28 protein-coding genes are annotated in these 26,075 nt (G+C 66.3%); 18 read left to right on the forward strand and 10 right to left on the reverse strand.

Features of this window, described 5'->3' with window-relative positions:
* Positions 1-8: 8 nt before the first annotated feature.
* Together NV2_RS04155 and NV2_RS04160 are read right to left on the reverse strand one after the other, a co-directional pair.
* Positions 9-875 (reverse strand): AraC family transcriptional regulator, encoded by an 867-nt coding sequence (locus NV2_RS04155; protein WP_067869606.1) that lies wholly within the window; start codon positions 873-875, stop codon positions 9-11.
* 67 nt (positions 876-942) lie between these two features.
* Positions 943-1,521 carry a TetR/AcrR family transcriptional regulator gene (locus NV2_RS04160; protein WP_067869608.1) on the reverse strand — a complete coding sequence of 193 codons (579 nt, stop codon included), beginning with the start codon at positions 1,519-1,521 and terminating at the stop codon, positions 943-945.
* 70 nt (positions 1,522-1,591) lie between these two features.
* On the opposite strand from NV2_RS04160, the gene NV2_RS04165 reads away from it, so the two are divergent.
* From NV2_RS04165 to NV2_RS04185, 5 genes are all read left to right on the forward strand, one after another.
* Positions 1,592-2,485 carry an NADP-dependent oxidoreductase gene (locus tag NV2_RS04165; protein ID WP_067869611.1) on the forward strand — a complete coding sequence of 298 codons (894 nt, stop codon included), beginning with the start codon at positions 1,592-1,594 and terminating at the stop codon, positions 2,483-2,485.
* A gap of 94 nt (positions 2,486-2,579) precedes the next feature.
* Positions 2,580-3,488 carry a LysR family transcriptional regulator gene (locus NV2_RS04170; protein ID WP_067869614.1) on the forward strand — a complete coding sequence of 303 codons (909 nt, stop codon included), beginning with the start codon at positions 2,580-2,582 and terminating at the stop codon, positions 3,486-3,488.
* Positions 3,489-3,674: 186 nt separating this feature from the next.
* The gene (locus NV2_RS04175) at positions 3,675-5,084 is read left to right on the forward strand and encodes an amidase (RefSeq protein WP_157102736.1); all 1,410 of its coding nucleotides are present in this window, start codon (positions 3,675-3,677) and stop codon (positions 5,082-5,084) included.
* 41 nt (positions 5,085-5,125) lie between these two features.
* Entirely contained in the window at positions 5,126-5,527 is a 402-nt protein-coding gene (locus tag NV2_RS04180) for a DUF4267 domain-containing protein (protein ID WP_084473855.1), read from the forward strand.
* Positions 5,527-6,006 (forward strand): DUF2871 domain-containing protein, encoded by a 480-nt coding sequence (locus NV2_RS04185; RefSeq protein WP_067869619.1) that lies wholly within the window; start codon positions 5,527-5,529, stop codon positions 6,004-6,006. The genes NV2_RS04180 and NV2_RS04185 overlap by 1 nt, the downstream gene beginning before the upstream one ends.
* 149 nt (positions 6,007-6,155) lie before the next feature.
* Here the strand turns inward: NV2_RS04185 and NV2_RS04190 are convergent, their stop codons facing one another.
* The 3 genes from NV2_RS04190 to NV2_RS04200 all read right to left on the reverse strand — a co-directional run bounded on the left by NV2_RS04190 (position 6,156) and on the right by NV2_RS04200 (position 7,528).
* Entirely contained in the window at positions 6,156-6,476 is a 321-nt protein-coding gene (locus NV2_RS04190) for a HigA family addiction module antitoxin (RefSeq protein ID WP_067869622.1), read from the reverse strand.
* Complete coding sequence (locus NV2_RS04195) at positions 6,451-6,732, reverse strand: type II toxin-antitoxin system RelE/ParE family toxin (protein ID WP_067869625.1); 282 nt, start codon at positions 6,730-6,732, stop codon at positions 6,451-6,453. The genes NV2_RS04190 and NV2_RS04195 overlap by 26 nt, the downstream gene beginning before the upstream one ends.
* 151 nt (positions 6,733-6,883) lie before the next feature.
* Positions 6,884-7,528, reverse strand: a complete 645-nt coding sequence (locus tag NV2_RS04200; protein ID WP_067869628.1) for a dihydrofolate reductase family protein — start codon at positions 7,526-7,528, stop codon at positions 6,884-6,886.
* A gap of 87 nt (positions 7,529-7,615) precedes the next feature.
* Between NV2_RS04200 and NV2_RS04205 the strand changes: the two genes are divergently transcribed.
* From NV2_RS04205 to NV2_RS04220, 4 genes are all read left to right on the forward strand, one after another.
* Positions 7,616-8,113: a winged helix-turn-helix transcriptional regulator gene (locus NV2_RS04205; RefSeq protein ID WP_067869631.1), complete on the forward strand. Its 498-nt coding sequence runs from the start codon at positions 7,616-7,618 to the stop codon at positions 8,111-8,113.
* 92 nt (positions 8,114-8,205) lie between these two features.
* Positions 8,206-8,493 carry a helix-turn-helix domain-containing protein gene (locus NV2_RS04210; RefSeq protein ID WP_067869634.1) on the forward strand — a complete coding sequence of 96 codons (288 nt, stop codon included), beginning with the start codon at positions 8,206-8,208 and terminating at the stop codon, positions 8,491-8,493.
* A complete protein-coding gene (locus NV2_RS04215; protein WP_084473857.1) occupies positions 8,490-9,041 on the forward strand; it encodes a HipA domain-containing protein in 552 nt (183 codons plus the stop codon). The genes NV2_RS04210 and NV2_RS04215 overlap by 4 nt, the downstream gene beginning before the upstream one ends.
* Before the next feature lie 145 nt (positions 9,042-9,186).
* Complete coding sequence (locus NV2_RS04220; protein ID WP_067869637.1) at positions 9,187-9,882, forward strand: haloacid dehalogenase type II; 696 nt, start codon at positions 9,187-9,189, stop codon at positions 9,880-9,882.
* Between the two features lie 27 nt (positions 9,883-9,909).
* Here NV2_RS04220 and ychF read toward each other — a convergent pair whose 3' ends face one another.
* Positions 9,910-10,989, reverse strand: a complete 1,080-nt coding sequence (gene ychF / locus NV2_RS04225) for a redox-regulated ATPase YchF (protein WP_067869640.1) — start codon at positions 10,987-10,989, stop codon at positions 9,910-9,912.
* A 173-nt stretch (positions 10,990-11,162) separates the two neighbouring features.
* Here ychF and NV2_RS04230 point away from each other — a divergent pair, with 173 nt between their 5' ends.
* The 4 genes from NV2_RS04230 to NV2_RS04245 all read left to right on the forward strand — a co-directional run bounded on the left by NV2_RS04230 (position 11,163) and on the right by NV2_RS04245 (position 15,934).
* Positions 11,163-11,999: an alpha/beta fold hydrolase gene (locus NV2_RS04230; RefSeq protein ID WP_067869643.1), complete on the forward strand. Its 837-nt coding sequence runs from the start codon at positions 11,163-11,165 to the stop codon at positions 11,997-11,999.
* Positions 12,000-12,075: 76 nt separating this feature from the next.
* Entirely contained in the window at positions 12,076-12,663 is a 588-nt protein-coding gene (locus NV2_RS04235; RefSeq protein ID WP_067870299.1) for a TetR/AcrR family transcriptional regulator, read from the forward strand.
* Between the two features lie 86 nt (positions 12,664-12,749).
* Entirely contained in the window at positions 12,750-13,448 is a 699-nt protein-coding gene (locus NV2_RS04240) for a type 1 glutamine amidotransferase domain-containing protein (protein WP_067869647.1), read from the forward strand.
* Between the two features lie 269 nt (positions 13,449-13,717).
* On the forward strand, positions 13,718-15,934 hold the full coding sequence (locus tag NV2_RS04245) for an ABC transporter permease (RefSeq protein ID WP_245662434.1): 2,217 nt from the start codon (positions 13,718-13,720) through the stop codon (positions 15,932-15,934).
* 34 nt (positions 15,935-15,968) lie between these two features.
* Here the strand turns inward: NV2_RS04245 and NV2_RS04250 are convergent, their stop codons facing one another.
* Positions 15,969-16,835 (reverse strand): alpha/beta fold hydrolase, encoded by an 867-nt coding sequence (locus NV2_RS04250; protein WP_067870301.1) that lies wholly within the window; start codon positions 16,833-16,835, stop codon positions 15,969-15,971.
* A gap of 103 nt (positions 16,836-16,938) precedes the next feature.
* Between NV2_RS04250 and NV2_RS04255 the strand changes: the two genes are divergently transcribed.
* Positions 16,939-17,418, forward strand: a complete 480-nt coding sequence (locus tag NV2_RS04255; protein WP_067869649.1) for a CGNR zinc finger domain-containing protein — start codon at positions 16,939-16,941, stop codon at positions 17,416-17,418.
* Positions 17,419-17,444: 26 nt separating this feature from the next.
* Here NV2_RS04255 and NV2_RS04260 read toward each other — a convergent pair whose 3' ends face one another.
* The 3 genes from NV2_RS04260 to NV2_RS04270 all read right to left on the reverse strand — a co-directional run bounded on the left by NV2_RS04260 (position 17,445) and on the right by NV2_RS04270 (position 20,754).
* The gene (locus tag NV2_RS04260; RefSeq protein ID WP_067870303.1) at positions 17,445-18,284 is read right to left on the reverse strand and encodes a carbohydrate ABC transporter permease; all 840 of its coding nucleotides are present in this window, start codon (positions 18,282-18,284) and stop codon (positions 17,445-17,447) included.
* Between the two features lie 62 nt (positions 18,285-18,346).
* The gene (locus tag NV2_RS04265; RefSeq protein ID WP_067870305.1) at positions 18,347-19,210 is read right to left on the reverse strand and encodes a carbohydrate ABC transporter permease; all 864 of its coding nucleotides are present in this window, start codon (positions 19,208-19,210) and stop codon (positions 18,347-18,349) included.
* 245 nt (positions 19,211-19,455) lie between these two features.
* Positions 19,456-20,754, reverse strand: a complete 1,299-nt coding sequence (locus tag NV2_RS04270) for an ABC transporter substrate-binding protein (RefSeq protein WP_067869652.1) — start codon at positions 20,752-20,754, stop codon at positions 19,456-19,458.
* Between the two features lie 399 nt (positions 20,755-21,153).
* On the opposite strand from NV2_RS04270, the gene NV2_RS04275 reads away from it, so the two are divergent.
* The 4 genes from NV2_RS04275 (at position 21,154) to NV2_RS04285 (ending at position 26,037) form a co-directional block, all read left to right on the forward strand.
* Positions 21,154-23,448: a carbon starvation CstA family protein gene (locus NV2_RS04275; RefSeq protein ID WP_067869655.1), complete on the forward strand. Its 2,295-nt coding sequence runs from the start codon at positions 21,154-21,156 to the stop codon at positions 23,446-23,448.
* Positions 23,370-23,657, forward strand: a complete 288-nt coding sequence (locus NV2_RS32115; RefSeq protein WP_084473959.1) for a YbdD/YjiX family protein — start codon at positions 23,370-23,372, stop codon at positions 23,655-23,657. The genes NV2_RS04275 and NV2_RS32115 overlap by 79 nt, the downstream gene beginning before the upstream one ends.
* 308 nt (positions 23,658-23,965) lie before the next feature.
* On the forward strand, positions 23,966-25,510 hold the full coding sequence (locus NV2_RS04280; protein ID WP_373863533.1) for an AlkA N-terminal domain-containing protein: 1,545 nt from the start codon (positions 23,966-23,968) through the stop codon (positions 25,508-25,510).
* Positions 25,507-26,037: a methylated-DNA--[protein]-cysteine S-methyltransferase gene (locus NV2_RS04285; protein ID WP_067869659.1), complete on the forward strand. Its 531-nt coding sequence runs from the start codon at positions 25,507-25,509 to the stop codon at positions 26,035-26,037. The genes NV2_RS04280 and NV2_RS04285 overlap by 4 nt, the downstream gene beginning before the upstream one ends.
* The last annotated feature ends 38 nt before the right edge of the window (positions 26,038-26,075 follow it).

Genomic DNA, 26,075 nt, shown 5'->3' on the forward strand with positions numbered 1-26,075 from the left:
CCCGGCATTCAGTTGCGTTCGACGGGCAGCCACAACTCGCATGTGGCAGTGGCGAAGTCGGGCGAATGCTCGAGGATCGACACGATCGAGGGCCCTGGACGCAGCCGCCACGGGTTGGACGGGAACCATTCGGTTGCCGTTGCGGCCCAGGTGGATTGCAGCGCTGCGGGATGCTCCCCGGAGGTGCGGAAGACGACCCACTGCCCGGCCGGGAGCTCGATCGCATCGAGATCGTCGGGTACCGCGGTGGCCGCGTCGACGGCCACCCCGTGCAGGTAGGTCAATGTACTTCCCTCCGTGTAGTCGGGATCGACGTCGGCGCTGACCTGCAGTAGACCGGCCGGGTCCGTATTGCTCAACTGCTTCACTCGTTCGTGCTCGGCAACCGGGAACGACTCGATATGACGCTGAATGTGCGGATTGACGCCCTCGTGGATCAGCGGCACGCGGGCGGCATGCCCGATCAGACGGAAAGCGGGGCGCTCGAGGATACGGGCGTCCATGGGGGTACTCCCTTCGACGGTCAGGCGGAACCTGAGTTGCGGTTGGCTGCGAAGGGGGCCGCCGGCACGGCGAACCTCACCGTGACCGACACCGTGCACGGCACGGAACGCGCGACCGAACGCCTCGGTCGACCCGTACCCGTACCGCACCGCGATGGTCAGCAGATCCTCGTCACCGATCACGTCCGCCGCGGCAACGGTCATCCGCCGCCGTCGCACGTACTCCGACACCGGTATCCCCGCGAGCGAGGAGAACATCCGACGCGCGTGATACCCGGTCGTTCCGGTACGGGCGGCGAACGCGTCGATATCGACCCCATCACCGAGATGCGCTTCGATCTCGTCGACGAGCCGGTTCAGAATCTCGATCATGATCGCTCCCTTCCCGAACCACTCTCGTCGGCAAGCAGGTGCGCGCACCCGATCTTTCCGGTCCGGTTCAGTCGGACGGTGCGGCAGCCCACGCCGCCTGGATCATCCCGAAAATCTCGTCCGCCGCCCTCTCCGGGTCGGCCTCGTCGCGAGCCACACAGTAGGCATCGATCACGAAGCGGGCGAACGCCCGCGCGGCCGTAGGCGTCACCGACGACTCGGAGCCGACAGCGAGCGCTTCGGCCAGGGATGCCGCGTGACGCAGCCGCATCGACTCCTCGTACTCCCGTAGCGCGGGCGTTTCGCAGATCATCTGCCATATCGGTGCGGCTTCGCCGGATGTGCAGTGCCGCAGTAACTCCCGAACCGCCTCACGCAGCGCGGGAATGAACGGTTCGCCGGGTGACCGGCCGGTCACCGCACGGGTGAGGCGTTCCTCGAAGTCCGCGTCCCGCTCGAATACCAGCGCCTCCTTGCAGGCGAAATGGGAGAACAGCGTGGTGACGGCCACGTCCGCCTCGGCGGCCACCTCACGGATACCGACCGCGTCGTAGCCACGCTCCAGGAACAGCCGCAATGCGGTATCGGCGATCTTCTGGCGGGTCGCGGCCTTCTTGCGCTCACGGCGGCCGGGTTGCTCGGTCACGGGATGATGCTATCAACTACAAAACACTATCGGTTCCAAAACACTAACCGTTAGTGTTACTGTCTCGGACATGAGGAAAGTGAGCTTCACCGAGTACGGCGGCCCGGAAGTCCTGCAACTCGTCGATGCGGACCAGCCACACGCCGGTGCCGGCCAGGTACGCATCGCGGTGCGGGCGGCAGGAGTCAACCCGGTCGACTGGAGAATCCGCGAGGGGCAATTCCGCGAGACCACGCCCATCGAACTGCCGGCCGGAGTCGGATTGGATGCAGCCGGAGTAGTGGACGAGATCGGCGCCGGCGTCACCGGAATCGAGTTCGGTGACCGCGTGTTCGGCGAGGGATCGAGCACCTACGCCGAATTCGCAGTGCTGTCGGCCTGGGCCCCGATGCCCGAGGGACTGACCTTCGAGGAGGCTGCCGGCTACCCGTCTGTGGTCGAGACCGCCCTGCGCATCCTCGGCCAGGTAGGCGTGCAGCCGGGCGGGACACTTCTGGTCAGCGGAGCATCCGGAGGCGTCGGATCGGCGGTCTTACAGATTGCCCGCCGGCGCGGCATCACCGTGATCGGCACTGCCGGCCCCGCGAACCAGGACTACCTGCGCAGCCTGGGCGCCCTCGCCACCACCTACCACGACGGCTGGCCCGAGCGCGTGCGGCAACTCGGCCGGGTGGACGCGGCCCTGGACCTGGCCGGCTCGGGGGTACTCGGTGAACTGGTCGAGCTGACCGGAGATCCCGCCCGGGTGGTTACCATCGCCGATCTCACCGCCGCCGAATTCGGTGTTCGATTCTCCGGCGTCGCGGGCAGTGTGCAGGACGCCCTGACGGAGGCCGCAACCCTCATCGCGCAGGGCACACTCCATATCCCGGTGGAGAAGGTATACCCGCTCGCCGATGCGGCGACGGCACATGTCGACAGCCGAGCGGGACACAGCCGCGGGCGCCGGGTGATCGTCATCTGAACGCCGGTGTCTCCGTTCCCGAGCACGAGCCGGGACCGATCGATAACCGGCCGCGTATGATCCCGTAAGCAGCCATTATCGATAGGGAACGCTTATGGATCCGCGCGATATCGACCTGCGCGACATCGAGATCTTTCTGACGCTCTCGGCGGAGCTGCATTTCGGTCGCACCGCTGAACGCCTGTACATTTCGCAGGCTCGGGTCAGTCAGGTGATCCGGAAGCTGGAAAACCAGATCGGCGCCAAGCTTTTCGAACGATCCAGCCGCATGGTGGCGCTGACGCCGATCGGGCGGCAGCTCAGTATCGACCTGCAGGCCAACTATCACGACCTACGCGCGAGCCTGGGGCGCGCGACTCGGACGGCCCGCTACGGCGACGACGGTCTGCTGCGGATCGGGGTGACCAGCAGCAGCCTGGCGGAGATCCGGCCGGTCCTCAACGCTCTGCAGACCCGGCATCCGAACATCAACCTGCACCTCGAGCACGTCCACTTCGGAAATCCCTTCGGGGCGTTACGTGCCGACGAGATCGACGTCCTGGTCAGCTGGCTTCCCGTCGAGGAACCCGATCTGATCGTCGGGCCGGTCCTCTACGAGGAACCGTTCATGCTCCTCGTCGCCGCGGACCACCCACTGGCGCAACGAGAATCGGCCTCCTATGAGGATCTCGCCGACTACGGCGTCTTCTCGGCCGGCACCGATCCCACCAACCCGGCACCGGACTACTGGCAGAGTGCTACCGTCCCCTTCACCACCCCCTCCGGCCGCACCATCGCGCGGATCGCGCACGCCGACACCTTCCAGGACATGCTCATGCTGGTGGCATCGGGCCGAGCCATCACACCCGTGCACGCCCACGCGGCCCTGCACTACCCGCGCCCCGACGTCGTCTATATCCCCATGCCCGACGTTCCCCCGGCCCGGTGGGCGCTGATCTGGCGGCGCGGCGGGGAGACCGGTCTGATCCGCGAGCTCGCTGCCGTCGCAGCAGGCGCTACCTGAACCTCGGGAACGGTCTCGACGGTCGAAGCTGGTGTGCGCGGCGGTTGCCGGCGCCCCGGCGATGTGATCGATCGTCATCTGCCGGGGCACATCTCAGGCACGCAACCAGCCACGATAATTCACGCTTATGTGAAATTGAATAATCTCCCGTTGATCACTCCGCGCCGCGCGGGCGAGGGTTGGCCGGTGACCAGCACACAGACCACCGCGCTGTGGACCCGAGATGCGCATTCCCTGGCCGGCATGATCGCTGACCGGCACGTGACCGCCGCCGAGGTGGTCGAGACCCATCTGCGCCGCATCGCCGACCTCGATCCGACCCTCAACGCCACCACCACTCTGCTCACCGATACCGCCCGGGCCGCCGCGGACGCGGTCGACCGTGGGGACACTCCACCCGGGCCGCTGGCCGGGGTTCCTTTCACCGTGAAGAACAATCTCGATGTCGCGGGCAGCCCGACCACTTGGGGTGTGGGGGCTTTCTCCGGAGCGGTCGCCACCGAGGACGCCCCGACGGTCGCGGCCTTGCGCCGGGCGGGGGCGATTCCGATCGCCCGCGGCAATATGCCCGACTTCGCCACCCGCTGGCATACCGACAACGATGCCGCCGGTCCAACCGTCAACCCCTGGAACGCTTCCCGCAGCCCCGGCGGTTCGAGCGGCGGTGACGCGGTGGCCGTCGCGACGGGCATGGCTCCGCTCGGGCTGGGCACCGATTTCGGTGGGTCGCTGCGGGTACCCGCGTCGTTCTGCGGTGTCGCGTCACTGCGGATGACGCCGGGCAGGGCGCCGGTGGCCTCCAGCCTGCCCGGCCCGGCACCCGCGCCGACCAATCAGATGTTCGCCGCGCCGGGACCTTTGGCGCGGTCGGTGCGCGATCTCGCACTGGTCTTCGACTTGCTGCTGCGCGGTGATTCTCGGGACCCGTCCTGGATTCCGGTGCACGACACTCCCGATCTCGCGCCGCCCGCGGTGGCGGTCACCTACGACGGCGGTGCGGGCAGGGTCGATCCCGAAGTTCGTGACGCGGTCCGGCGAGCCGCGGACGCACTCGCCGACGCCGGATATCGGATCACCGAGCAGACCCCACCGCATCTGACCGAAGTCACCGACGCGTACGGCCGTTTGGTCTCCACCGAGGTGGTGGCTCAGCGCCGCGAGATCATGCGCCGGATCGGCAGCGCCGGCCTCAACACATTCCTCGACGCCGCCATCGAGTTGTTCCCACCTCTCGACCTCGCGGGATACATGTCCGGACTCGGCGAGCGGCTTCCGCACCGCGCGGCCTGGTCGCAGTTCTTCGCCGAGCATCCGATCGTGCTCGGACCGGTGTCGGCGCAGTTGCCCTGGCCGGTCGGCTACGACCTCACCGGCACGACGGCGGTCGCCACGATGTACGACGCGCAACGCCTCACCATCGCCGCCAACTACCTCGCCCTGCCCGCGGTGACGGTACCCGCGGGACTGTCCCGGGAAGGCCTTCCGATCGGCGTGCAGCTGGTCACCGCCCCGTTCGCCGAACGCCGCGCACTGGCCGCCGCCGGCGAGATAGAAGACATCCTGCGACCACGGATCCCGATCGACCCACGGCCGTGACCGCCCCTGTTCAGGAGAACTCGATGTTCCGTAGTAAATCAATGAAACCCGCTGCCACCACGCCTCATTCGCGCACCGCCACGGCAATGTCACTGTTCGGCGGTGCCTTCATCATCGGGGTCGGCGGCGGCTACCTGATCGCCCCGGAAAAGATGGGGCCGCAATTCGGGCTGCCGGACTGGCCGCGCGGGGACTCCGCCGGATTCGGCAACGTCAAAGGCGTGCGCGACATCGTCACCGGCCTGATCGTCCTGTCTCTGCTCGCCACCCGGCAACGCCGTGCCCTCGGCGTCGCCACCCTGACGATCGCCCTTGTCCCGACCGGCGACATGCTGACCATCCTGCTCCGCCGCGGCTCCACCTCGACGGCCCTCGGCGTCCACGGCCTCACCGCCGCCACGGTCGCGACGACCGGTGCACTGCTGCTGCGAGAGGGACGCTGATGCGACTGATCCTCAACACCGCGCACGTCTACATGATCGTCGGCGTGATCAGCGGCCTGTACTACCGCGAGCTGACCAAAACGCACGACTTCACCGGCGACACCCAGCTCGGCGTGCTGCACACCCACCTACTCACCCTGGGCATGCTGTTCTTCCTGCTGGTCCTGGCCCTGGAGAAGTCGTTCACCCTCACCGCCCACCCGCTGTTTCGCTGGTTCTACTGCGTCTACAACATCGGCCTGGTGCTGACCACATCCATGATGGGTCTGCACGGCAGCCTCACCGTGCTCGGGCGGGACAGCACGACAGCCATCTCACTACTGGCCGGCCTGGGCCATATCGTGCTCACCGCGGGACTGGTGCTGTTGTTCATCACCATCGGCAAACGCATTGCGCCGGAGCGTGCCTCGGGGTCTGCCACAGTGGCCCGCCATCCCGTTACAGCCACTGTCGTCCCCGCTACGAACAACGTGAGGTAAACCCAACTGTGCACCGCGTCCGCGATCGCGGCAACGGCCATCGCCGGTGCCGCGATCGCGGTGGATCACCCGAAGTCCACAGCGCGCGCGATGTCGTTACGCGAGGACGTCCACTGAGCAGTCCTCCCACGAGGAGGCCCGAAGACAGCTCACGCGACCCGCAACGGTGTGATGGCCGCAACCGTGTCCCGCAGCACGCGACGCTCGAGCCGGAGTTCGTAGTTCGACTGCAGGTTCATCCAGAACTCCTCCGACATCCCGAAATAGCGTGCCAACCGAATCGCCGTATCAGCCGTGATCCCGCGCTTGCCGTGCACAATCTCATTGATCCTGCGCGGCGGCACGCCGATCGCGACCGCAAGCTTGTTCTGCGTGATCCCGAACCCCTCGATGAAGTCCTCCATCAGGATCTCCCCCGGGTGAATCGGCTCGATCAGGTTGTCGTCAGTGGTAGTCGACGAGTTCGACATCGTCTGCGCCTCCTTCTCTCCAAACGAAGCAGATGCGCCACTGGGAGTTCACCCGAATACTGTGCTGCCCACGACGGTCGCCGACCAATCGCTCCAGCCGATTCCCGGGAGGAATCCGAAGATCCTCCACGCCGTTGGCGGCGTGGATCAGTTCAAGCTTCCTCAAGGTCGCGCGCTGCACGATTCGGTCGATACCCTTGGCGTACTGCTCATGCCAGATCCGCTCAGTGTCCTTGTTCCCAAACGACCTGATCACACCTTCACAGTATAACGCGATGCGTCAATAACGCTAGTCGTTAAAGAAGGTTTGTCGTTGCCCCTCCGCGACACAGTCCCCGCTCAGGTCCATCTGATCCACGCTCTTCACCTATGGGTACATCACGGCGGCAATCACGTGCGAGCACCCTTCACCCACGCGGCTTCCTGTTCCACAGTTGGTGCGTCAGACCGCTGGACGTGCCGATGGTTTCGACGGTGAACCGATCTTCCATGCCCACCAAGTGATCCCAGATCCGCACACCGGCACCGAGTACGACCGGAACGATCGCGATGTGCAGGAAATCGACGAGATCCGCTTGGAGGAACTGGTTCACGGTCGAGGGCCCGCCACCGAGCCGGACATCCAGGCCGCCGGCCGCATCTTGCGCCAAGCGCAGCACTTCCTCCGGTGCGGCGTCCACGAAGTGGAAGCTGGTCCCGTTGGCGAACTCGATGGTTTCGCGAGGGTAGTGCGTCAGGATGAAGACCGGGGTAAGGAACGGCGGGGCATCCTCCCACCAGCCCTGCCACCCGTCGTCCGGCCATTCGCCGGTCTGCGGGCCGAATTTGCGGCGGCCCATGATCTCCGCCCCGATACCTTGCCCCCACATGCTGAACAGGGCTCGGTCCACGGTGACAGGTTCGTCGACGCCGTGCACGCCATGGATGACGCGACCATCGAACTTACCGAAGAGCGCCTGAGCACCACCGATCGGCTCGTCGAAGGTGACGTAATCGCCTGCGGCATAACCATCCGACGAAACGAACAGGTTGTGGACTCGGGTGCGAGACATGGCGGCTCCGATTCAAGTGATTGCATAATGAAATCACTCACACCGTAACGTAGAGTGATTTCTGTCTGCAAGCACTATGGAGGTCGGATGGCGAGAACACAGCCGCGATCGGGGTGCGCGATCAACGCAGCAGTAGAAGTACTGGGCGATGGGTGGAGCCTCATCGTGCTCCGAGACATCGTTTTCGGCGGTCGCAGACACTTCCGCGAACTCCTGACCCGCAACGACGAAGGCATCGCGTCCAACATCCTCGCCGGCCGCCTCCGAAACCTGGTCCAGGAGGGCCTGCTCACTCGCGACGAAGTGCTGCGCGGGCAGCGGGCGACGTACTCGCTCACCGAAGCAGGGATTCAGACCGTCCCGGTGATGGTGGCGCTCGGCGCCTGGGGCATGCACCACCGCGACACATCACCGGAACTGACGGTCCGAGCCCAGATCCTGGCAGAGTCCCCGCAGCTCGTCGCTGACCTCATCGACGAACTCCGAGAGATTCACCTCGGCATTGCGCGACCCGACCCCGCACGGCCGCTCGCGTCCGAACAACTCCGGCAAGCATTCGAGTCGATCTCGAAGCGCGGCATATGAGCCACACCGTCAGATACAGTTTGTATGACTACAGCAGTCGCCACAACTGCTCAATATGACTGCTATACTCGTCACAAGCGAGAGGGGCGGCGATGGCTGGGTACCGGATCGACCGACAGATCACGGCCTTCGGCGAGCACGTGCGCGGCTGGCGAATGGTCCTGGGACTCACGGCTGCGCAGGTCGCCGAGCGAGCCAATATCACGCGAGACACATTACGCAAGATCGAGACCGGAGACCCGAGCGTGAGCTTCCGCAACGTCACTCAGGTACTCCGTGCTCTCGGCGTGCTCGACCAAGCCGTCGATGCCATCGACCCCCTACGCAGCGACGTCGGCCGCCTCCGCGCCCACAACCTCACGAAAAAGCGCGCACGATGACTACCGTCGAAGTCTTCATCGACCAGGCAGGACGAACCCGTCTCGTCGGCCAGGCGCATTTCACCCGGACGCGCGGCCATATCTCCACGACGTTCATCTACGCCGATATCGCCGAGGCGAAACGCGACCTGTCACTATCACCGAGGCGGGACCATCACGAACTCTACGACCGCGTCATCGCGAGCGTCGCGCTCGGCAATACCGACGACCATCTGCGCAACCACGGCTTCCTCACCGACCACGGTTCGTGGACGCTGAGCCCCGCCTTCGACGTGAATCCGAACCCGGATCCGTGGCGGCCCCGGTCGACCTCGATCATGGGGGCCGACGCGCCACCCGACGAGGTGGACGGCCTACTCGCCCTGGCCGACGAGTGCAGCCTGACGATCGGACAGGCCCGCCAGAGGATGGTGCGCATCGCCTCGTCGCTGGCCGATTGGCGCGACCGGGCCCGCAAGAACCGGATCAACGAGCAGGAGATCGCTCTGATGGCCGAGTCGATCGAGCCACGGCTGGCGGCAGTACACAAAGGAGCCCGATCCGACTGATGCGCTCCTCACCGGACATGATGGGCAGGCGATGACGACCGGTATCGAACGCGGCTCTGTTTCCCGCGGCCGTCGCGCCAGCGACGACCAGAGCCCGGCGCCGCAATGAGGCCCCCTCGTCCACCTGAAAGGAAGACCGTCGCGCATGAAATCTTCTGAAGTCGATGCTCTCGTCATCGATGTACTCGGAACTCTCGTAGACGAGCCGGCGGGCATCACTGCGGGCATTCGCGCCTTCGCCCCGTCGCTGGACGAACAGACTGTCCTGGGTCTACTCGAGCTGTGGCACAGCAGTATCGATCGTGAACAACGCCGGATCGTCGCAGGAGATCGCCCCTACGCCACCAGTCGCGTTCTGGATCACGAGGCAGCAGCCCTCGTCGCGGAAAGGGTCGGCATCGACGACCCGGCGGCGATCACACGCCTCGCCGAGTCGGCCGAGCACTTGCCGCCCTGGACCGATACGGTCGCCGGTCTGGCCGCCTTGGCCGAACGATTCCCGCTGCTCGGCCTGTCCAACGCAAGTAGGTCACATCTGCTCGAGCTCAACTTTCATGCGGGTCTTCGATGGCATCAGGCACTGTCGGCCGAAGACGCTCGAACCTACAAACCGGCACCAGCCGTATACGAGCTTGCGATCGCAGCGTCCGCAGTTCCGCCACAGCGACTGCTCATGGTCGCCGCCCATGCCTGGGACCTGCGCGGAGCCCAGAACGTGGGGATGCGAACCGCCTATGTCGCGCGCCCGGTCGGCGATCCCCCCAGCGCCACGGATCGATTCGACTTCCACGCCGAGGATCTCACCGACTTGGCCGGCCAGCTCGCGGCGTCTCCGGACTGAGCACGCGTGACGTGCCGCAACCGTTGTCTACACGTTGAAGCGGAACTCGACCACGTCTCCGTCGTGCATGACGTAGTCCTTGCCTTCCATCCGCACCTTGCCCGCCGACTTGGCGGCAGCCATGGACCCCGCCTCGACCAGGTCGTCGAAACCGACGACCTCGGCCTTGATGAAGCCGCGCTCGAAATCGGTGTGGATGACACCGGCTGCCTTGGGCGCGGTGTCGCCCTGGTGGATCGTCCAGGCGCGGGCCTCTTTCGGGCCGGCGGTGAGGTAGGTCTGCAGGCCGAGGGTGTGGAAACCGGCGCGGGCCAGGCCGTGCAGGCCGGGTTCGGTCTGGCCGATGGATTCCAGGAGTTCCAGGGCGGATTCGGCGTCGAGTTCCAGGAGTTCGGCTTCGACTTTGGCGTCGAGGAAGACGGCGTCGGCGGGTGCCACGCCGGCTTGCAATTCGGCGATGCGGGCCTCGTCGGTGAGGACCGATTCGTCGGCGTTGAAGACGTAGAGGAACGGCTTGGTGGTCAGCAGTGACAGTTCCTTCAGCAGGTCGGCGTCGATCTTGTCGCGGACCGCGTACAGGGTCTTGCCCTCGTTCAGGAACTCCTGCGCCTGCTTGGCGGCGTCGGCGACCGGCTTGCGGTCCTTTTTGACCTTGGCTTCCTTGTCGAGGCGGACGACCGCCTTCTCCAGGGTCTGCAGGTCGGCGAGGATCAGCTCGGTTTCGATGACCTCGATGTCGCTGAGCGGGTCGACCTTGCCGTCGACGTGGACCACGTCGTCATCGGCGAAGACGCGGACCACCTGGCAGATGGCGTCGGCCTCGCGGATGTTGGCGAGGAATTTGTTGCCAAGACCGGCGCCTTCGGAGGCGCCCTTCACGATGCCGGCGATGTCGACGAACGACACCGTCGCGGGGACGATGCGTTCGGAACCGAAGATCCCGGCGAGCGTGTCCAGCCTCGGGTCGGGCAGCGGGACCACGCCGACGTTGGGCTCGATGGTCGCGAACGGGTAGTTGGCCGCGAGCACGTCGTTGCGGGTCAAGGCGTTGAACAGCGTCGATTTTCCGACGTTGGGCAGGCCGACGATTCCGAGGGTGAGACTCACGAGTGCAGAAGTCTACTTGCCGGGCACCCAGGGGCCACATCTGCCCAGGTAGTGAGTGCCGACCGAGTGAGGTGCCGTGCACCGAGAATTGCCGGGGTTGCACTTCTAGTAGACCAGTCGTATAGTCCTTCTCAGCACCACGGAAGACACCGAAATCCGAAAGGGTAAACACCATGGGACGCATCGCAGTCGGCACCGAGAACAGCACCGACATCGAATTGCACTACGAGGACAAGGGCACCGGACAGCCGATCGTGCTCATCCACGGCTACCCTCTGGACGGAAATTCCTGGGAAGGCCAGCTTCCCGCCCTGCTGGACGCCGGCTACCGGGTCGTCACCTACGACCGGCGCGGCTTCGGCAAGTCCAGCCAGCCCTCCACCGGTTACGACTACGACACGTTCGCGGCCGACCTGAACACCGTCGTAGAGACCCTGGACCTGCGCGATGCGATCCTGGTCGGCTTCTCGATGGGCACCGGTGAGGTCGCACGCTATTTGTCCACCTACGGCTCCGGCCGGGTCGCCAAGGCCGCATTCCTCGCATCGCTGGAGCCCTACCTGGCCGTCACCGACGACAATCCCGACGGCGCCGCCCCACTCTCCTTCTTCGAGGGAATCTCCGAGACCGTACGGAAGGACCGCTACGCCTTCTTCACCGATTTCTATGCCGACTTCTTCAACCTCGACGAGAACCTGGGCACCCGAGTGAGCGAGGAGGCCGTACGCAACGCCTGGAACGTGGCAGCAGGTGCGGGCTCGATCGCCTCGGCTGCCGCCCCGCTGACCTGGCCCACCGACTTCCGGGCGGACATACCTCGAATCGACGTGCCGACCTTGATCGTGCACGGCACAGCGGATCGCACCCTGCCCATCGACGCCACCGGACGCCGCTTCGCCGAGGCACTGCCCGCCGCGACGTACGTCGAGATCGACGGTGCGCCGCACGGACTGCTCACCACCCACACCACCGAGGTCAACAAGGTCCTGCTGGACTTCCTCGGCCGGTAATCCTGCGCCCGACGAACCGCAGGCACAGTCGAACATCAACCATACGACTGGTCTAATTGGTGATACGATGTCGCACATGAAAGCCACCGGGGGTGACACCCGCAGCAATATCATCGACGCCGCCCGGCAGATCCTCCCCCGCAAGGGGTATGCGGCAGTGGGAATCAACGAGATCCTCACCGCCGCCGGGGTTCCGAAGGGGTCCTTCTACCACTTCTTCGGATCCAAGGACGCTTTCGGCGAGGCAGTGATGCAGGCCTACTACGCCGACTACCTGGCGAGCATGGACCGCATCCTCGCCGAGTCCGGGCTGACCGCGGCCCAGCGACTGATGAACTACTGGCAGGACTGGCGCGAGATGCAAAGCGCCGACGACTGTCAGGGCAGGTGCCTGACAGTCAAGCTCAGCGCGGAGGTATCCGACCTGTCGGAGCCGATGCGGCTCACTCTGAAACAGGGCACCACCGCCATGATCGACCGACTGGAACGAGCGATCACGGCCGGCCTGCAGGACGAGTCGCTCACGATCGACGGTACCGCCCACGACACCGCACGCGCCCTGTACGACATGTGGCTGGGAGCGAGTCTCATGGTCAAAATCCACCGCAACGCCGCCCCGTTCGACACTACGATGACAGTCACGCGTCAGCTTCTCCATCTGTAAGAACAGACCACAGCCCCGAATGGCTCGAGCATCGGTTGTACCTCACTCTGCAGAATCGGAGACGACCGGTCTACTAAAGGAGTATCATGAAGATTCTCATCGTCCTCACCTCCCACGACGAACTCGGCAACACCGGACGTAAGACCGGCTTCTGGCTGGAAGAACTCGCCGCCCCCTATTACCGCTTCACCGACGCCGGTGCCGAGGTCGTGCTCGCCTCACCCAAGGGCGGCAGGCCGCCACTGGATCCCAAGAGCAATGAGCCCAACTTCCAGACCGAAGAAACCCACCGCTTCGAGGCCGACCCGGAAGCGATGGCCGCGCTCGAGCACACCGCCCGTCTCGACTCCGTCTCCGCGGACGACTTCGACACCGTCTTCTACCCCGGTGGTCACGGACCGCTGTGGGACCTGGCCGAAGACCCGGTCTCCGTGCGGCTCATCGAGACCGTCCTGCGGTCCGGCAAACCACTCGCCCTCGTCTGCCATGCCCCGGGCGCCCTACGCCACGCCACCAACCCCGATGGCACACCCCTCGTCCGGGGCCGGCAGGTCACCGGTTTCACCAACGGGGAAGAAGCCGACGCCGGTCTGACCGATGTCGTCCCCTTCCTCGTCGAGGACGAACTGAAGCGACTCGGTGCCGATTACTCCAAGGTCGGCAACTGGCAACCCTACGTCCGCACCGACGGCCTGCTGATCACCGGTCAGAGCCCGGCCTCCTCCGGCCCTGCCGCCGACGCTCTCCTCGCCCTCCTCGCCGAGGTCGGCACGGGCCGCGGATGACGATCGCACCGGGTTGACCGCCCACCCCTCGGCCTCAGCGATTCCGCTGGGGCCGAGGGGCTTTCCGTGATACCCAGAGCAGTCCGTACCAGGCACGTTCCGCGCAACTCACGGCATCCGAACTGCCCGACCACGGCTGCCGGCGAGTGGAATCGCGCACCGCTGACCGGGCGGCGCCCCACCCGAGCATCCCGCGCGGGCGCCCGGTTGTGTCATAGCCTCGGATAGTTCCACTGATCGGTTCACCGCGGCGACAGAAGGAGCGCGCAGTGCCTACGCCGGAGGACGAGGTCGACACGGTCACAGACGTCGGCGACACGGCCGCAGCGGCGGCCGAGGACGAGGCCCAGGCCGCGAAACGAGCGAAGATCGAAGGAATCGTTCGCGTCGTCATCATGTTCCTGATGCCGTTGGCGATGGTCGGCATGATGGTCTGGGGCTATATGGGGGCGATGCATTCCCCGACGCCCCGCGACATGCCGATCGTCGTGTCGGGGCAGGACGCCGGACAGTTCGCGAACGCGCTCGAAGGCGCCGACGGGGATGCCGTGGATGTTCGAGTCGACGCCGATCCGGACAGTGCTCGTCACCAGGTGATCGATCGGAAGGCCGCGGGGGCCGTCGTTGTCGACGGTACGAACGCGACGCTGTTCACCGCGAGTGGCGCCGGATCATCGCAGGCGACGGTCGTCACCACTCTGGTGACCCCGGTGGCCCTCGCGCAGGGAATGACGGTGCAGACCGAAGATCTGGTGCCCTTGCCTGCGAACGATCCGGTCGGGCTCGGCGCGATGTTCATGACGACAGCGATCGTCATGGCCGGCTATCTGCCGCTGTCGTTCATGCTCTCGAATTCACCGCAGCTGCTTCGACTCCGGAGATTCCTCCCGCTCCTGCTCGGCTGGGCCGTCTTGATTTCGGGTGTGATCGCGCTGATCACCTGCCCCATCCTGCATGTCGTTCCGGCCGGTGACCTGCTGCCGGTGATGGGTATCGCGGTGCTCGGCGTGGTGGCGATCGGCCTGGTGCAACTGTTCTTCACCCGAGTATTCGGTGCGATGGCGACACTGCTGGCCATGTTGCTGCTCATGGTGCTCGGTATGCCGAGCTCCAATTTGAGCATTTCGATCTACACGGCACCTCCGCTCTACGACGTCTTTCACGCGTTCCTACCGTTGCCCGCCATCGGTGAGGCGCTGCGCTCGGTGCTGTACTTCGACGGCGACGGTGCCGGCAAACATCTGATGGTGCTGGGGATCGGCGGCGCGGCCGGGCTGATCCTCACGCTGGTGGTCGACCGGCGCAAACGGAGGAAGTCAGCGTCGGCGACGGTGCGCATCAGCATCCCGTCACTGCGCGGAGCAACGCAGCCCGACACCCCGTTCTGGCATTACACCGCCCTGCTGTTCTTTCCGCTGGCCATGGTCACGATGATGATCACGGCGATGCTCGGCGCGATGCACTCACCGACGCCGAAGGACATGCCGGTCGCGGTCGTCGCGGCATCGCAGGAGCAGGGACGGGCCGTGGCCGACGGTCTGTCGCAGCAGATGCCGGGCATGTTCGACATTCACGTCGCCGAGTCCGCGGACGACGCGCGGGCACAGGTCACCGATCGTGACATCGTCGGCGCGCTCGTGCTGCCCGACGCCGAGAACCCGCAGGCCACCGTCATCATCAACCAGGCGGCGAGCAACAGCGCCGCGCAGGTGGTCGACACCATCTTCACGCAGGTCGCACAGGCGCAAGGGATGCCGGTAACGACGGACGACGTCGCGCCGCTCCCCGCTCGCGACAGCATGGGCACCGTCACGATGTACATCGCGATGGGCTGGTTGCTGGCCGGATTCATGGTGATCATCGTCGGAGCCAACGCCGCCCCGGCGAGCCGGCCGCTGCCGAAACTGCTGCCCATCGTCGGTGTGTATGCGGCGTTCATGTCCGGCGCAGTGCTGCTCATCGCCGGGCCGATCACCGGCAGCATCGGCGGAGGCCACGGCTGGCAGTTGTGGGCAACCGGAGCGGTGGCGATCTTCTGTGTGGCGATGTTCGCCACCGTCTTCGAAAGACTCGTCGGGATGCTGGCGATCATTCCGGTGATCGGAGTGCTGATGTTCCTCGGGGTGCCGGCGTCCAGCGGCGCCATGTCGGTGTACATGGAGGTGCCGTTCTTCCGCGCGATCCACGATGTGATCCCGATGGGCGCCGCCGTGGAGGCGGCCCGATCGATCCTGTACTTCGGCGGTGACACGCTCGGCAACAGTCTGCTGACGTTCATCGCCTGGGGAGTGGTCTCGCTGTGCATCGTCGCGGTCATCGACCGGATCAAGCCGCTACGCACGACATCCGAGATGCGCGAGGTTCCACATCCGGCGCTCGGTAGCGCGTACGTCCCGGCGCCGGCCCCGGAGGGCACCCCCGAGGCCGGCACTGCTGTCTCGGCCTCTCCGTCGCCCGGGCACCACGGCACGGGCGACGACGAGTAGGCCGATTCCGCGGATCCGCTCCGGCACCACCGGTTCAGCTCAGCACCCGCCCGAGGAAACCACGCAGATAGCCCGCGACGACGTCGAGGTGGCTCTCCAAGAGGAAATGCCCGCCGTCGATCAAGTGCACCTCCGCGTCCGCGGCGTCACGGGCGAAGGCTTGCGCACCCGCCGGGCCGAAGATTTCGTCGTTGCGCCCCCACACGGCGAGTACCGGAACCCGGTGTGCGCGAAGAAATTCGTGCAGCAGCGGATAGAGCGGGCGATTGTTGTGGTAGTCGCGGAACAGAGCCAACTGCACGTCGTCGTTGCCCTCTCGGGAGATGAGAGCGAAGTCGTGTTCCCAGGTGTCCGGGCTGACCGTGCTCGGGTCGGGCACACCGTGCAGGTACTGCCAGCGGATGGCGTCGAGGCTCAGCGCGGACCGCACAGCGGCTTCGGTGTTGCGGCCCGGATTCGCGCCGTACGCCCAGATGCCTTCCCAGAACGATTCGACGAAACCATCCTCGTAGCCGTTGCCGTTCTGGGTGACAACGGCAGAGATTCGTTCCGGCTGTTCGAGCGCGAGCCGCCACCCGATGGGCGCCCCGTAGTCATGGACGTACAGGGCATAGCGCTGCACACCGAGCTGGTCGAGCAGTCCGGCCGTCAACCGGGCGAGGGCTTCGAAGGTGTAGTCGAATTCCGTGGCGAGTGGGGCATCGGAGTGACCGAATCCGAGGTGGTCCGGCGCGATGACGTGGTAGTCCCGGGCCAGCAGCGGGATGAGTTCACGGAACATGAACGAGCTGGTCGGGTAGCCGTGCAGCAGCACGATTGCGGGGCCGTCCGCCGGACCGGCCTCGCGGTAGAAGATCTCGTGCCCCTCGACAGTGGCGGTCCGGTGATGCACTCCACTCATCATAACCTCTTAAACAAGTTGATGCGGTTAGGTATTTTCATTCAAACACCCCGTGAGCTAACCTGTCAATTGATCCAATACGGTTAGATAGGAGTGGTGCCCGATGGACGTGCTGTTGGATCTGCTCAACAGCAGGCCACTGGTCAAGGGGGTGGAACAGGACGCGCTCGGCGATTCGGACGTGGGCCGTCGGTGGGCACGGGACCACGGCGGCGACGGCAGCCTCGCAGAACTGGCGCTACTACGCGAAACACGCGATCTGTTGCGCGATGTCGTGTGCGGGCAGCGTTCGCGCGAAGCGCTGAACGCACTGTTGGAAGGAGTCGGTCAAACCCCTGAGATCACATCCGACGGTCTGCACTGGATACTCACGACACCACCGCATGCACGATTGGCGGTCGAGGCGGTACTCGCCTGGGCGCACACGGAGCAGCAACTCCCCGGCCGGCTGCGTCCGTGCGCCAATGCCGAGTGCCACCTGTTCCTGCTCGACCGCAGCCGCGCCAACCGCGCCCGCTGGTGCTCGATGGCGGCCTGCGGAAACCGGGAAAAGGCACGCCGCCACTACGAACGCACCCGCTGAACCAGCGGCGCCCGACCGGCGGCCGTTCAGCGGCCGCCCATCCCGGACTGGGCGATGCCACGTACGAAAGCCTTCTGGGCGAACAGATATACCACCAGCAATGGCAGCAGCACGATCAGCGCCGCGGCCATCAACAACGGCCAATCGGTGTGGTACTGCCCCTGCAGCCGTACCAAACCCACAGTGACAGTGGAGATGTCGTTGCGCTGAATCATCACCAGCGGCCACAGGAAGTCGTTCCACACCGTGATCCAGGTGAGGACCGCCAGCACCATGATCGCGGGGCGGGCCTGCGGTACCAGGATCCGCCAATAGGTCTGCCAGATGGTGCAGCCGTCGAGGATCGCGGCCTCCTCCAGTTCCTCGGGGAGGGTACGGAAGAACTGGCGCATGAGGTAGGTGCCGAAGGCGGAGCCGAAGAGGCCGGGAACGATCATCGCCCACGGGGTGTCGACCCAGCCGAAGGCCCGCATCAGCAGGAACTGCGGGATCACCGTGACCGTCAGCGGCACCATCAACGTGGCCAGATAGGCGACGAACAGCACATCACGTCCTGGAAACCGGAGGCGGGCGAAGGCATAACCGGCCAGCGAGCAGAACAAGACCTGACCGGCCGTGACACAGCCGGCGTAGATCGCGGTGTTGGCCAGCATGCGGCCCAGTGGGAGCAGATCGAACACCTCACCGTAGTTCGACCAGCGCGCAGTGGTCGGCAACGGATTCGGATCGCTGATCTCACCTTCGGATTTCAGTGATGCGGCCAGCGCCCACAGAATCGGACCGATCGCACACCAGGAGACGAGGACGAGGGCCAGATACCAGGCCGTCCCGCGCACGGTCCGGCGTACGATGGCGCGTTGCGCAATACCGGGCCCCGATCTGCCGGCGTCCGCGGGCACCACCGCGCCGGCGGCCTGTGTCGAGATTCTCACGACAGCTCCTCCCGGCGCGACAACCACAGCTGGACGACCGTGATCACCAGCAGCAATGCGAACATCACCCACGCCAGTGCGGCGGCATATCCCACCTCGTAGAAGCGGAAAGCATTCTGGAACAGCATGATTCCCAGTACGTAGGTGCCGGTCTCCGGTGCGCCCTCCCCTCCGGTGAGGGCATAGGCCTGGTCGAATGCCTGGACGGTATTGATGATCGTGATGACGAAGACGAACGACAGCGCGCCGCGAATCAACGGCACCGTGATCGAACGAAACCGCCGCCACGGCCCGGCGCCGTCGATCCGCGCCGCCTCGTACAGGTTCTCGGGTACGCCCTGCATGGCGGCGAGCAGGATGACGGTGGCGAACGGAACGCTCTTCCACACCGTCACGATGCTCAAGGCCACCAGCGCCCAATTCGGGTCACTCAGCCACGGCACCTCACCGATTCCGAGCACGCCCAGCGCCCGGTTGATCAGCCCGTCGTCGGCAGCGAACAGGAATCGCCACACCACCGCCATCGCCACCGTCGACGCGGCCAGCGGCAGGAATGCGAAGGTGCGGAACAGGCCGATCCCCCGCAGCTTCCGGTTCAGCGCAGCGGCCACACCCGCGCTGATCACCACCGTGGGAATCAAGGTCAGCACGGTGAACATCGCGGTGTTGCGCAATGCGATATAGAACAGCGGATCGTCGAACAGCCTGCGGAAGTTCCCCAGTCCCACGAAACGCATGGGGCTGAACAGATCCCACGAGTGGACGCTCAGGTAGAGCGAGAAGCCCAGGGGAAATAGGAGAAACAACCCCACTGCGGCGAGATTCGGTGCCACGAAACGCATCCCGGCCCGCGCGCGCATGCGGTCTACCGCCGACCGGGTGGTCCTGCGCACTCTGCGGTGCTTGCCGCGGTCGGCACGACGGAAGGGACGGCCGCCCGAATACCCGCCCGCACCGGCCGTTTCGGACTTCAGTTCCGCAGCGCTGCTACGGAACGAACCGATCCCGCAAGCCTGGTCCGTCTCGTCGTCCGCGCGCGGCCGCCCATTCGAGCGCACCGCCCCGCCCGAAGCCGCATCCGTTCGCCCGACCCCCGCGCCCGTACTCACACCGGCTCCTGGAGCAACCGGTTCACATCCGCGGCGGTATCAGCGAGCGAACCGGCCGACGCCGCTCCGCGCAGCACCCGGTCGCAGCTGCGGGAGAGCAGCGAATCGACCTTTCCCCAGACCGGAGTCACCGCCAGCTGTCGCGAGTGCGCGGGGCCGTCGGTGAAGATCTCCCGGTTGTGCACGTCGCGATGTGCGGCGGCGAAGCCGGGTGCGGCCATGGCCGAGCGCAGCACCGGCACGAACAGGCCGGATTCGGCGATCAGCGCCTGCCCCTCGGGGCCGGTGGCGAACTTGACGAATTCCCAGGCCTGATCGCGTTTGCGACTGCCGGCCGCGATCGCGAGCCCGGTACATCCGACATCGGTCACCGCGTCCGGGCCGCCGTGCGGTCCGACCGGTAGCGCGGTGACATCGAACTCGAGGTCGTCGTGCGTGATCAGCTCCGAGTACAGCCAATGCCCGCCCAGGAGCATCGCCGCCTTACCGCGGGCGAAAACATCGGATGCCGTGAGCGACTGCCGGTCGGCGTTGGTGGGTGCGACACCGTGGCGCACCGCCAGGTCGGCATAGAAACCGAAGCCCTCCGCGAAGCGCGGATCACCCATCAGGGTGTGGGTGGGGTTCTTCGGGCGATCGAACCAGCGGGCCCCGTTGTTCATCGCGAAGCAGGCCGCGGAATAGTAGGGAACCCAGCCGTCGACGAATCCCCACTGTTGCACGCGACCGCCGGAGCGCCGGGTGAGCGTGCGTGCGGCGGTGAGGAACTCGTCGAAGGTCCAGCTACCGGACCACCGTGACGGTGGTTGTATTCCGGCCTCGTCGAACAGTTTCCGGTTGTAGTAGAGGAAAACTCCGGACCACTGCTCCGGCAGTGCGTACTGGCCGCCGCGGTAGGTGAAGGTGTCGTAGAGCGGTGCGTAACCGTCGGCGCGGAGACGCTCGGCGAACGCCGGCTCGCCCGCCAGCGGAACGTGCAGGTCCTGCAATACGCCGCGTTCGGCCAGACCGGCGTACAGCATTTCCCATGCCATCAGTACGTCGGGGCATTTGCCGCCCGCACAATAGGTCAGCATCTGCTGGAGCGGATCCGGACCCGAGAGGACCGTCCGAATCTTGATGTCCGGGCGACGTTTGCCGAATTCGGCGATGATCCGCCGGCGGGCGCGGGCTTCCTCCGGGCGCGCCTGGAAGAAGAAGGTGAGTGCGTCGTCGTCGCCCGCGCATCCCCCGGACACCGCAGTCGCGGCGGCGGCCGCAGCGACCGAGCGCAGGGCTGTACGCCGCGACACCACGGCACGGTGCCGCGAAGTCCGAGTAGTGTGCCGCGAAACCACGAACCTCCTTCGCACAGCGTTGTGAGGCGGCGGCCGGTCGACCCGGGCCCGCTCGGCCCGACTCCCCAGCCCTTTCGGCACCGGGTGCGGCACCGACCGTGAATCAGCGCGGTCAGCTTACGGACGGAAACTCCGACCCGAGGCGCTCGACACGCGACCACCTGCGGGTTCGCTGCCGCACGATCCCTTATCACGGCGATATGCGCGGGTATCAGCCACGGGGTCCGCTGCCTCGTCTGCACCGAAGTGGAATGATCGGCCGGTCGGTTCGACTACGTTGTGTCCGTCCGGGCATCGGTCGAAACCGGCGAGCCGGACACGCAAGTACGTACGCGACAGCACGGGAGAGTAGCTCGCATGGCGACCATCGAATACCTCCGAACCGAGCCGGACCTACCTCCCGTCGGGGTCGTGGATCGCCGGCGCATGACCCCCGCGAAGAAGGGGATCTTCGCCGTCATAGCGATCGTCGGCGCGGTGGCGTGGGCGATCCTCGCCATTGCTCGCGGTGAGAGCGTGAACGCGGTATGGATCGTGATCGCCGCGGTGGCCACCTACATTCTCGCCTACCAGTTCTATTCGCGGCTGATCGAATGGAAGATCACCAAGCCACGGGACGACACCGCCACCCCCGCAGAAGAACTCGAAAACGGCACCGACTACATGCCGATGGACCGCCGCGTCCTGTTCGGCCACCACTTCGCCGCCATCGCGGGCGCGGGACCGTTGGTCGGGCCCATTCTCGCGGCACAGATGGGGTACCTGCCGGGCACGCTGTGGATCGTGATCGGCGTGGTCGTGGCCGGTGCGGTGCAGGACTATCTGGTGCTGTGGGCCTCGGTGAAGCGGCGCGGCCGCAGCCTCGGGCAGATGGCGCGGGACGAACTCGGCCCGGTGGGCGGTGTCGCGGCACTGGTCGCGGTCCTGGTCATCATGGTCATCCTGCTGGCCGTGCTCGGCATCGTGGTGGTCAATGCGCTGGCCGCGAAGGAGGGCGCCGACGGGCAACTGCACGGCGGCAGCCCGTGGGGCGTGTTCTCGATCGCGATGACCATCCCGATCGCACTGCTGATGGGTCTGTATCTGCGCTACCTGCGGCCGGGCAAGGTCGGCGAGATCTCGCTGGTCGGTTTCGCCTTGCTGCTGCTGGCCATCATTTCCGGGCGCTGGGTCTCCGAATCCGGCTGGGGTCGTGACCTGTTCACCCTGTCGGGCACCACCATCGCGTGGATGCTGATCATCTACGGCTTCATCGCCTCGGTGCTGCCGGTGTGGTTGCTGCTGGCCCCGCGCGACTATCTGTCGACCTTCATGAAGGTCGGTACCATCGTGCTGCTCGCGCTCGGTGTCCTGATCACCATGCCGGTACTGCAGGCACCTGCGGTCTCGCAGTTCGCGGGCAATTCCGACGGCCCCGCATTCGCCGGCAGCCTGTTCCCGTTCCTGTTCATCACCATCGCCTGCGGTGCGCTGTCGGGATTCCACGCGCTGGTCTCGTCGGGAACCACACCGAAGCTGCTGGAAAAGCAGTCGCAGGCACGCATGATCGGCTACGGCGGCATGCTGATGGAATCGTTCGTGGCAGTGATGGCGATCATCGCCGCGAGCATCCTCGACCAGCATCTGTATTTCGCGATGAACACCAGCGGGCTCGGCAGCGCGCAGGAGGCCGCGGACAAGGTCAACTCACTCGGCCTGGGTGGCACTCCGATCACCGCGAACGAGTTGGAGCAGGCCGCCTCCGATGTGGGTGAGGAGGCGGTCTACTCGCGTACCGGTGGCGCGCCGACACTCGCGGTCGGCATGGCCGAGGTGATGCACAGCTTCATCGGCGGCACCGCCATGAAGTCGTTCTGGTACCACTTCGCGATCATGTTCGAGGCGCTGTTCATCCTCACCACGATCGACGCCGGCACCCGTGTCGCCCGCTTCATGCTGTCGGACACCCTCGGCAATCTCGGTGGGCCGGCCCGCAAATTCAAGGATCCGTCCTGGCGTCCGGGCGCCTGGCTGTGCACGCTGATCGTGGTGGCGGCCTGGGGTTCGGTGCTGCTGATGGGTGTGACCGATCCACTCGGCGGTATCTACACGTTGTATCCGCTGTTCGGCATCGCCAATCAGCTACTGGCCGCGATAGCACTGACGGTGGTGCTGGTGATCGTGGTGAAGAAGGGGCTGTTGAAGTGGGCCTGGATACCGGCGGTGCCGCTGGCCTTCGACCTCGTGGTCACCATGACGGCCTCCTGGCAGAAGATCTTCTCCGGTGACGAGAACATCGGATACTGGACTCAGCACCACAACTACAGCGCGGCCCGCGACGCCGGGCAGCTGATCGCGCCCGCGAAGACCATGGCCGATATGGACAAGGTGATCCGCAATACCTTCATCCAGGGCACCCTGTCGATCGTCTTCGCGGTGCTGGTTCTGATCGTCGCGGTGGTCGGCGTGCTGGTCTGTGTGCGGGCGGCCCGCCGCGGTGGCGGCGAGACGACCGAGACCCCGGAGCTGCCGTCGAAGATCTTCGGCCCCGCCGGCTTCCTCGCAACCAAGGAGGAGAAGGAGGTACAGCGCGAATGGGCGGAACTGGAGCACGCGGGAGCGGTGAAGGTGCCCGGGGCGGCGCACACGTCGACGCCGGACCCCGCTCCCTGACGCGCGCGGCCGCGATCCTGCGCGCCCCGTGGCGGGCGGTGAGTGCGGTGGCTCGGTATATGAACGCCGTCCTCGGCGGACAGGACTACGACCGGTACGTGGCGCATCTGCGACGCGTCCATCCGGAGCGGCCGATCCCTACCGAGGGCGAGTTCTGGCGGGAGCGGCATGCCGCGGCCGACCGCAATCCCGGCACCAGGTGCTGCTGAGACGGTCACGCTGCCCTCTCGGCAGCAGCGAGCGGCGCCCGAGGTCATGCGTGGTACGCATCTCCTCGGGCGCCGCACCGGGGATCCCCCGGACATCGAACTACGCGAGATCTCGGCACCGGCCGGACACGCCACGCGAAATCCGTTACCCCACTGCATAAAACCCCGTTTTGCGGGTGTTATACCCGATAGCTCTCAGCTGTCTCGCAAGTAATAGCAATTCCACATGTCTATGAAACGTTGGCCAACCTGTGTAGTTGTCTGTTTACCGCTAGCGCGGTCGCGCTCCGGCTGACAAGGTGGACCACGTGAGTGTGAACGGTCTGGACTTCGAGCGCTGTTATCGAGCGGTAGCGACCCGGGACGCCCGGTTCGACGGGCAATTCTTCACCGCGGTGCGCACTACCGGCATCTACTGTCGGCCATCGTGTCCTGCTATCACTCCGAAGCGCACGAATGTCACGTTCCTACCGACGGCGGCCGCCGCACAGCATCACGGGTTCCGCGCCTGCCGCCGCTGCCTGCCCGACGCCGCCCCCGGCTCCCCGCTGTGGAACACCCGTGCCGACCTCGCCGCGCGGGCGATGCGGTTGATCGCCGACGGAGTGATCGAACGCAAGGGCGTGCCCGGCCTGGCCGCCGAACTCGGTTATTCCCAGCGCCAACTGACCCGTGTACTCACCGCCGAGCTGGGCGCCGGCCCGCTGGCACTGGCTCGTGCCCATCGCGCCCACACCGCACGCCTGCTCATCCAGACCACGCGAATGCCCATGTCCGACATCGCCTTCGCGGCCGGCTTCGCCAGCATCCGTCAGTTCAACGACACCGTTCGTGAAGTGTTCGTGGTCAGCCCGACGGTATTGCGTGACGAGGCCCGGCGGCTGCGCGGCGACACCCTGCCCGCGACCGGCGGCATCCTCACACTGCGTCTGCCCTACCGGGAACCGCTGGACGCGCGCTGGCTCGAATGGTTCCTGGGCGCACACGCCGTGCCCGGTCTGGAGAGCTGGGAGGACGGGGTGTACACCCGCAGCATGCGCACCCCGCACGGCCACGCCACCGTGCGCGCGAGTATCCAGCCCGGCCACGTCCGCGCGGGCCTGACCCTGCACGATATGCGCGACCTGGCACCTACCGTCGCCCGCGTGCGCCACCTCCTCGACCTCGACGCCGACCCGGTCGGTATCGACGCGGCACTGCGGGCAGGCTTCGGTCCCGGCGCGACCGCACTCAGTCCCGGCATCCGGGTGCCCGGCTGCGTCGACGCACCGGAGTTGTTGCTGCGCACCATGATCGGGCAGCAGATCTCGGTCTCGGCGGCCACCACGCACACCGCTCGGCTGGTCGACGCGCTCGGCGACAACGTCGGTGGCGCCATTCCGCGCTTGTTCCCCACCGCCGAGGCCATCGCCGAACGTGGAGCCGATGTGCTCACCGGCCCGGCTCGCCGCATCTCCTCGATCGTGGGGGCAGCCCGGGCCTTGGCCTCCGGAGACCTGCACCTGCACGCCGGACGCACCGCGGCCGATGTGCGACGGGAACTGCTCGCACTCGAGGGGGTCGGCCCGTGGACCGCCGACTACGTGACCATGCGACTACTCGCCGATCCGGACACCATGCTGCATACCGACCTCGTGGTCCGCCAGGGTGCGGCTCACCTCGGCGTCGACCTCTCCGACACCTCGCGCTGGGCGCCGTGGCGGTCGTATCTGTCCATGCACCTGTGGAAACGCGCACTGTCCGAACGTGGTCACGCGGGCGGAGTACCGGCCGCCCGGCCACTCGGGTTCGCGCGCGGGGCCGCCCCGGCTGCCAACCGGCAGCTGGCCGCGAACCTGAGCGCACGCCGATGACCGCCGCAGACTACGCGGCCGTCCCGACGCCGATCGGGCCGTTCACCGTGATCCTCGACGCGGACGGTGCGGTTCTGGCCTCCGGCTGGACCTCCGACGCGGAGAAGCTGCGTGCGGTCGTCCATCCCACGCTGCGGCCCGCCGCGCTGCGCCGCTACGACGCACTCGGTGAGGTCACCGAGATCGTGGAGCGGTATCACGAAGGTGAATGGGACGCCATCGACACCGTGGCCGTGCGGCAGCGTTCCGGGCCGTTCCTCGAACACGCCTGGTCGGTACTGCGGAAGGTTCCCGCCGGGGATCCACTCACCTACACCGAGTTCGCCCGCCGATCCGGACGGCCGGACGCCACCCGAGCCGCCGCCAACGCATGCGCACGCAATGCGACGGCGCTGTTCGTCCCGTGTCACCGCATCCTGCGCACCGACGGTTCGCTGGGCGGATTCCGCTGGGGGCTCGCCTGTAAGCGGTGGTTACTCGCGCACGAACGGAAGGCCGGACCGGCGGCAGGAGCTGGCGCCGGCTGAGCCCCGAGAGGCCGCCCGGGGTGCCGGGATGGCCCGAG

It is taken from the genome of Nocardia vermiculata NBRC 100427 (assembly GCF_001613265.1).
In the GTDB taxonomy this organism is placed as follows: domain Bacteria; phylum Actinomycetota; class Actinomycetes; order Mycobacteriales; family Mycobacteriaceae; genus Nocardia; species Nocardia vermiculata.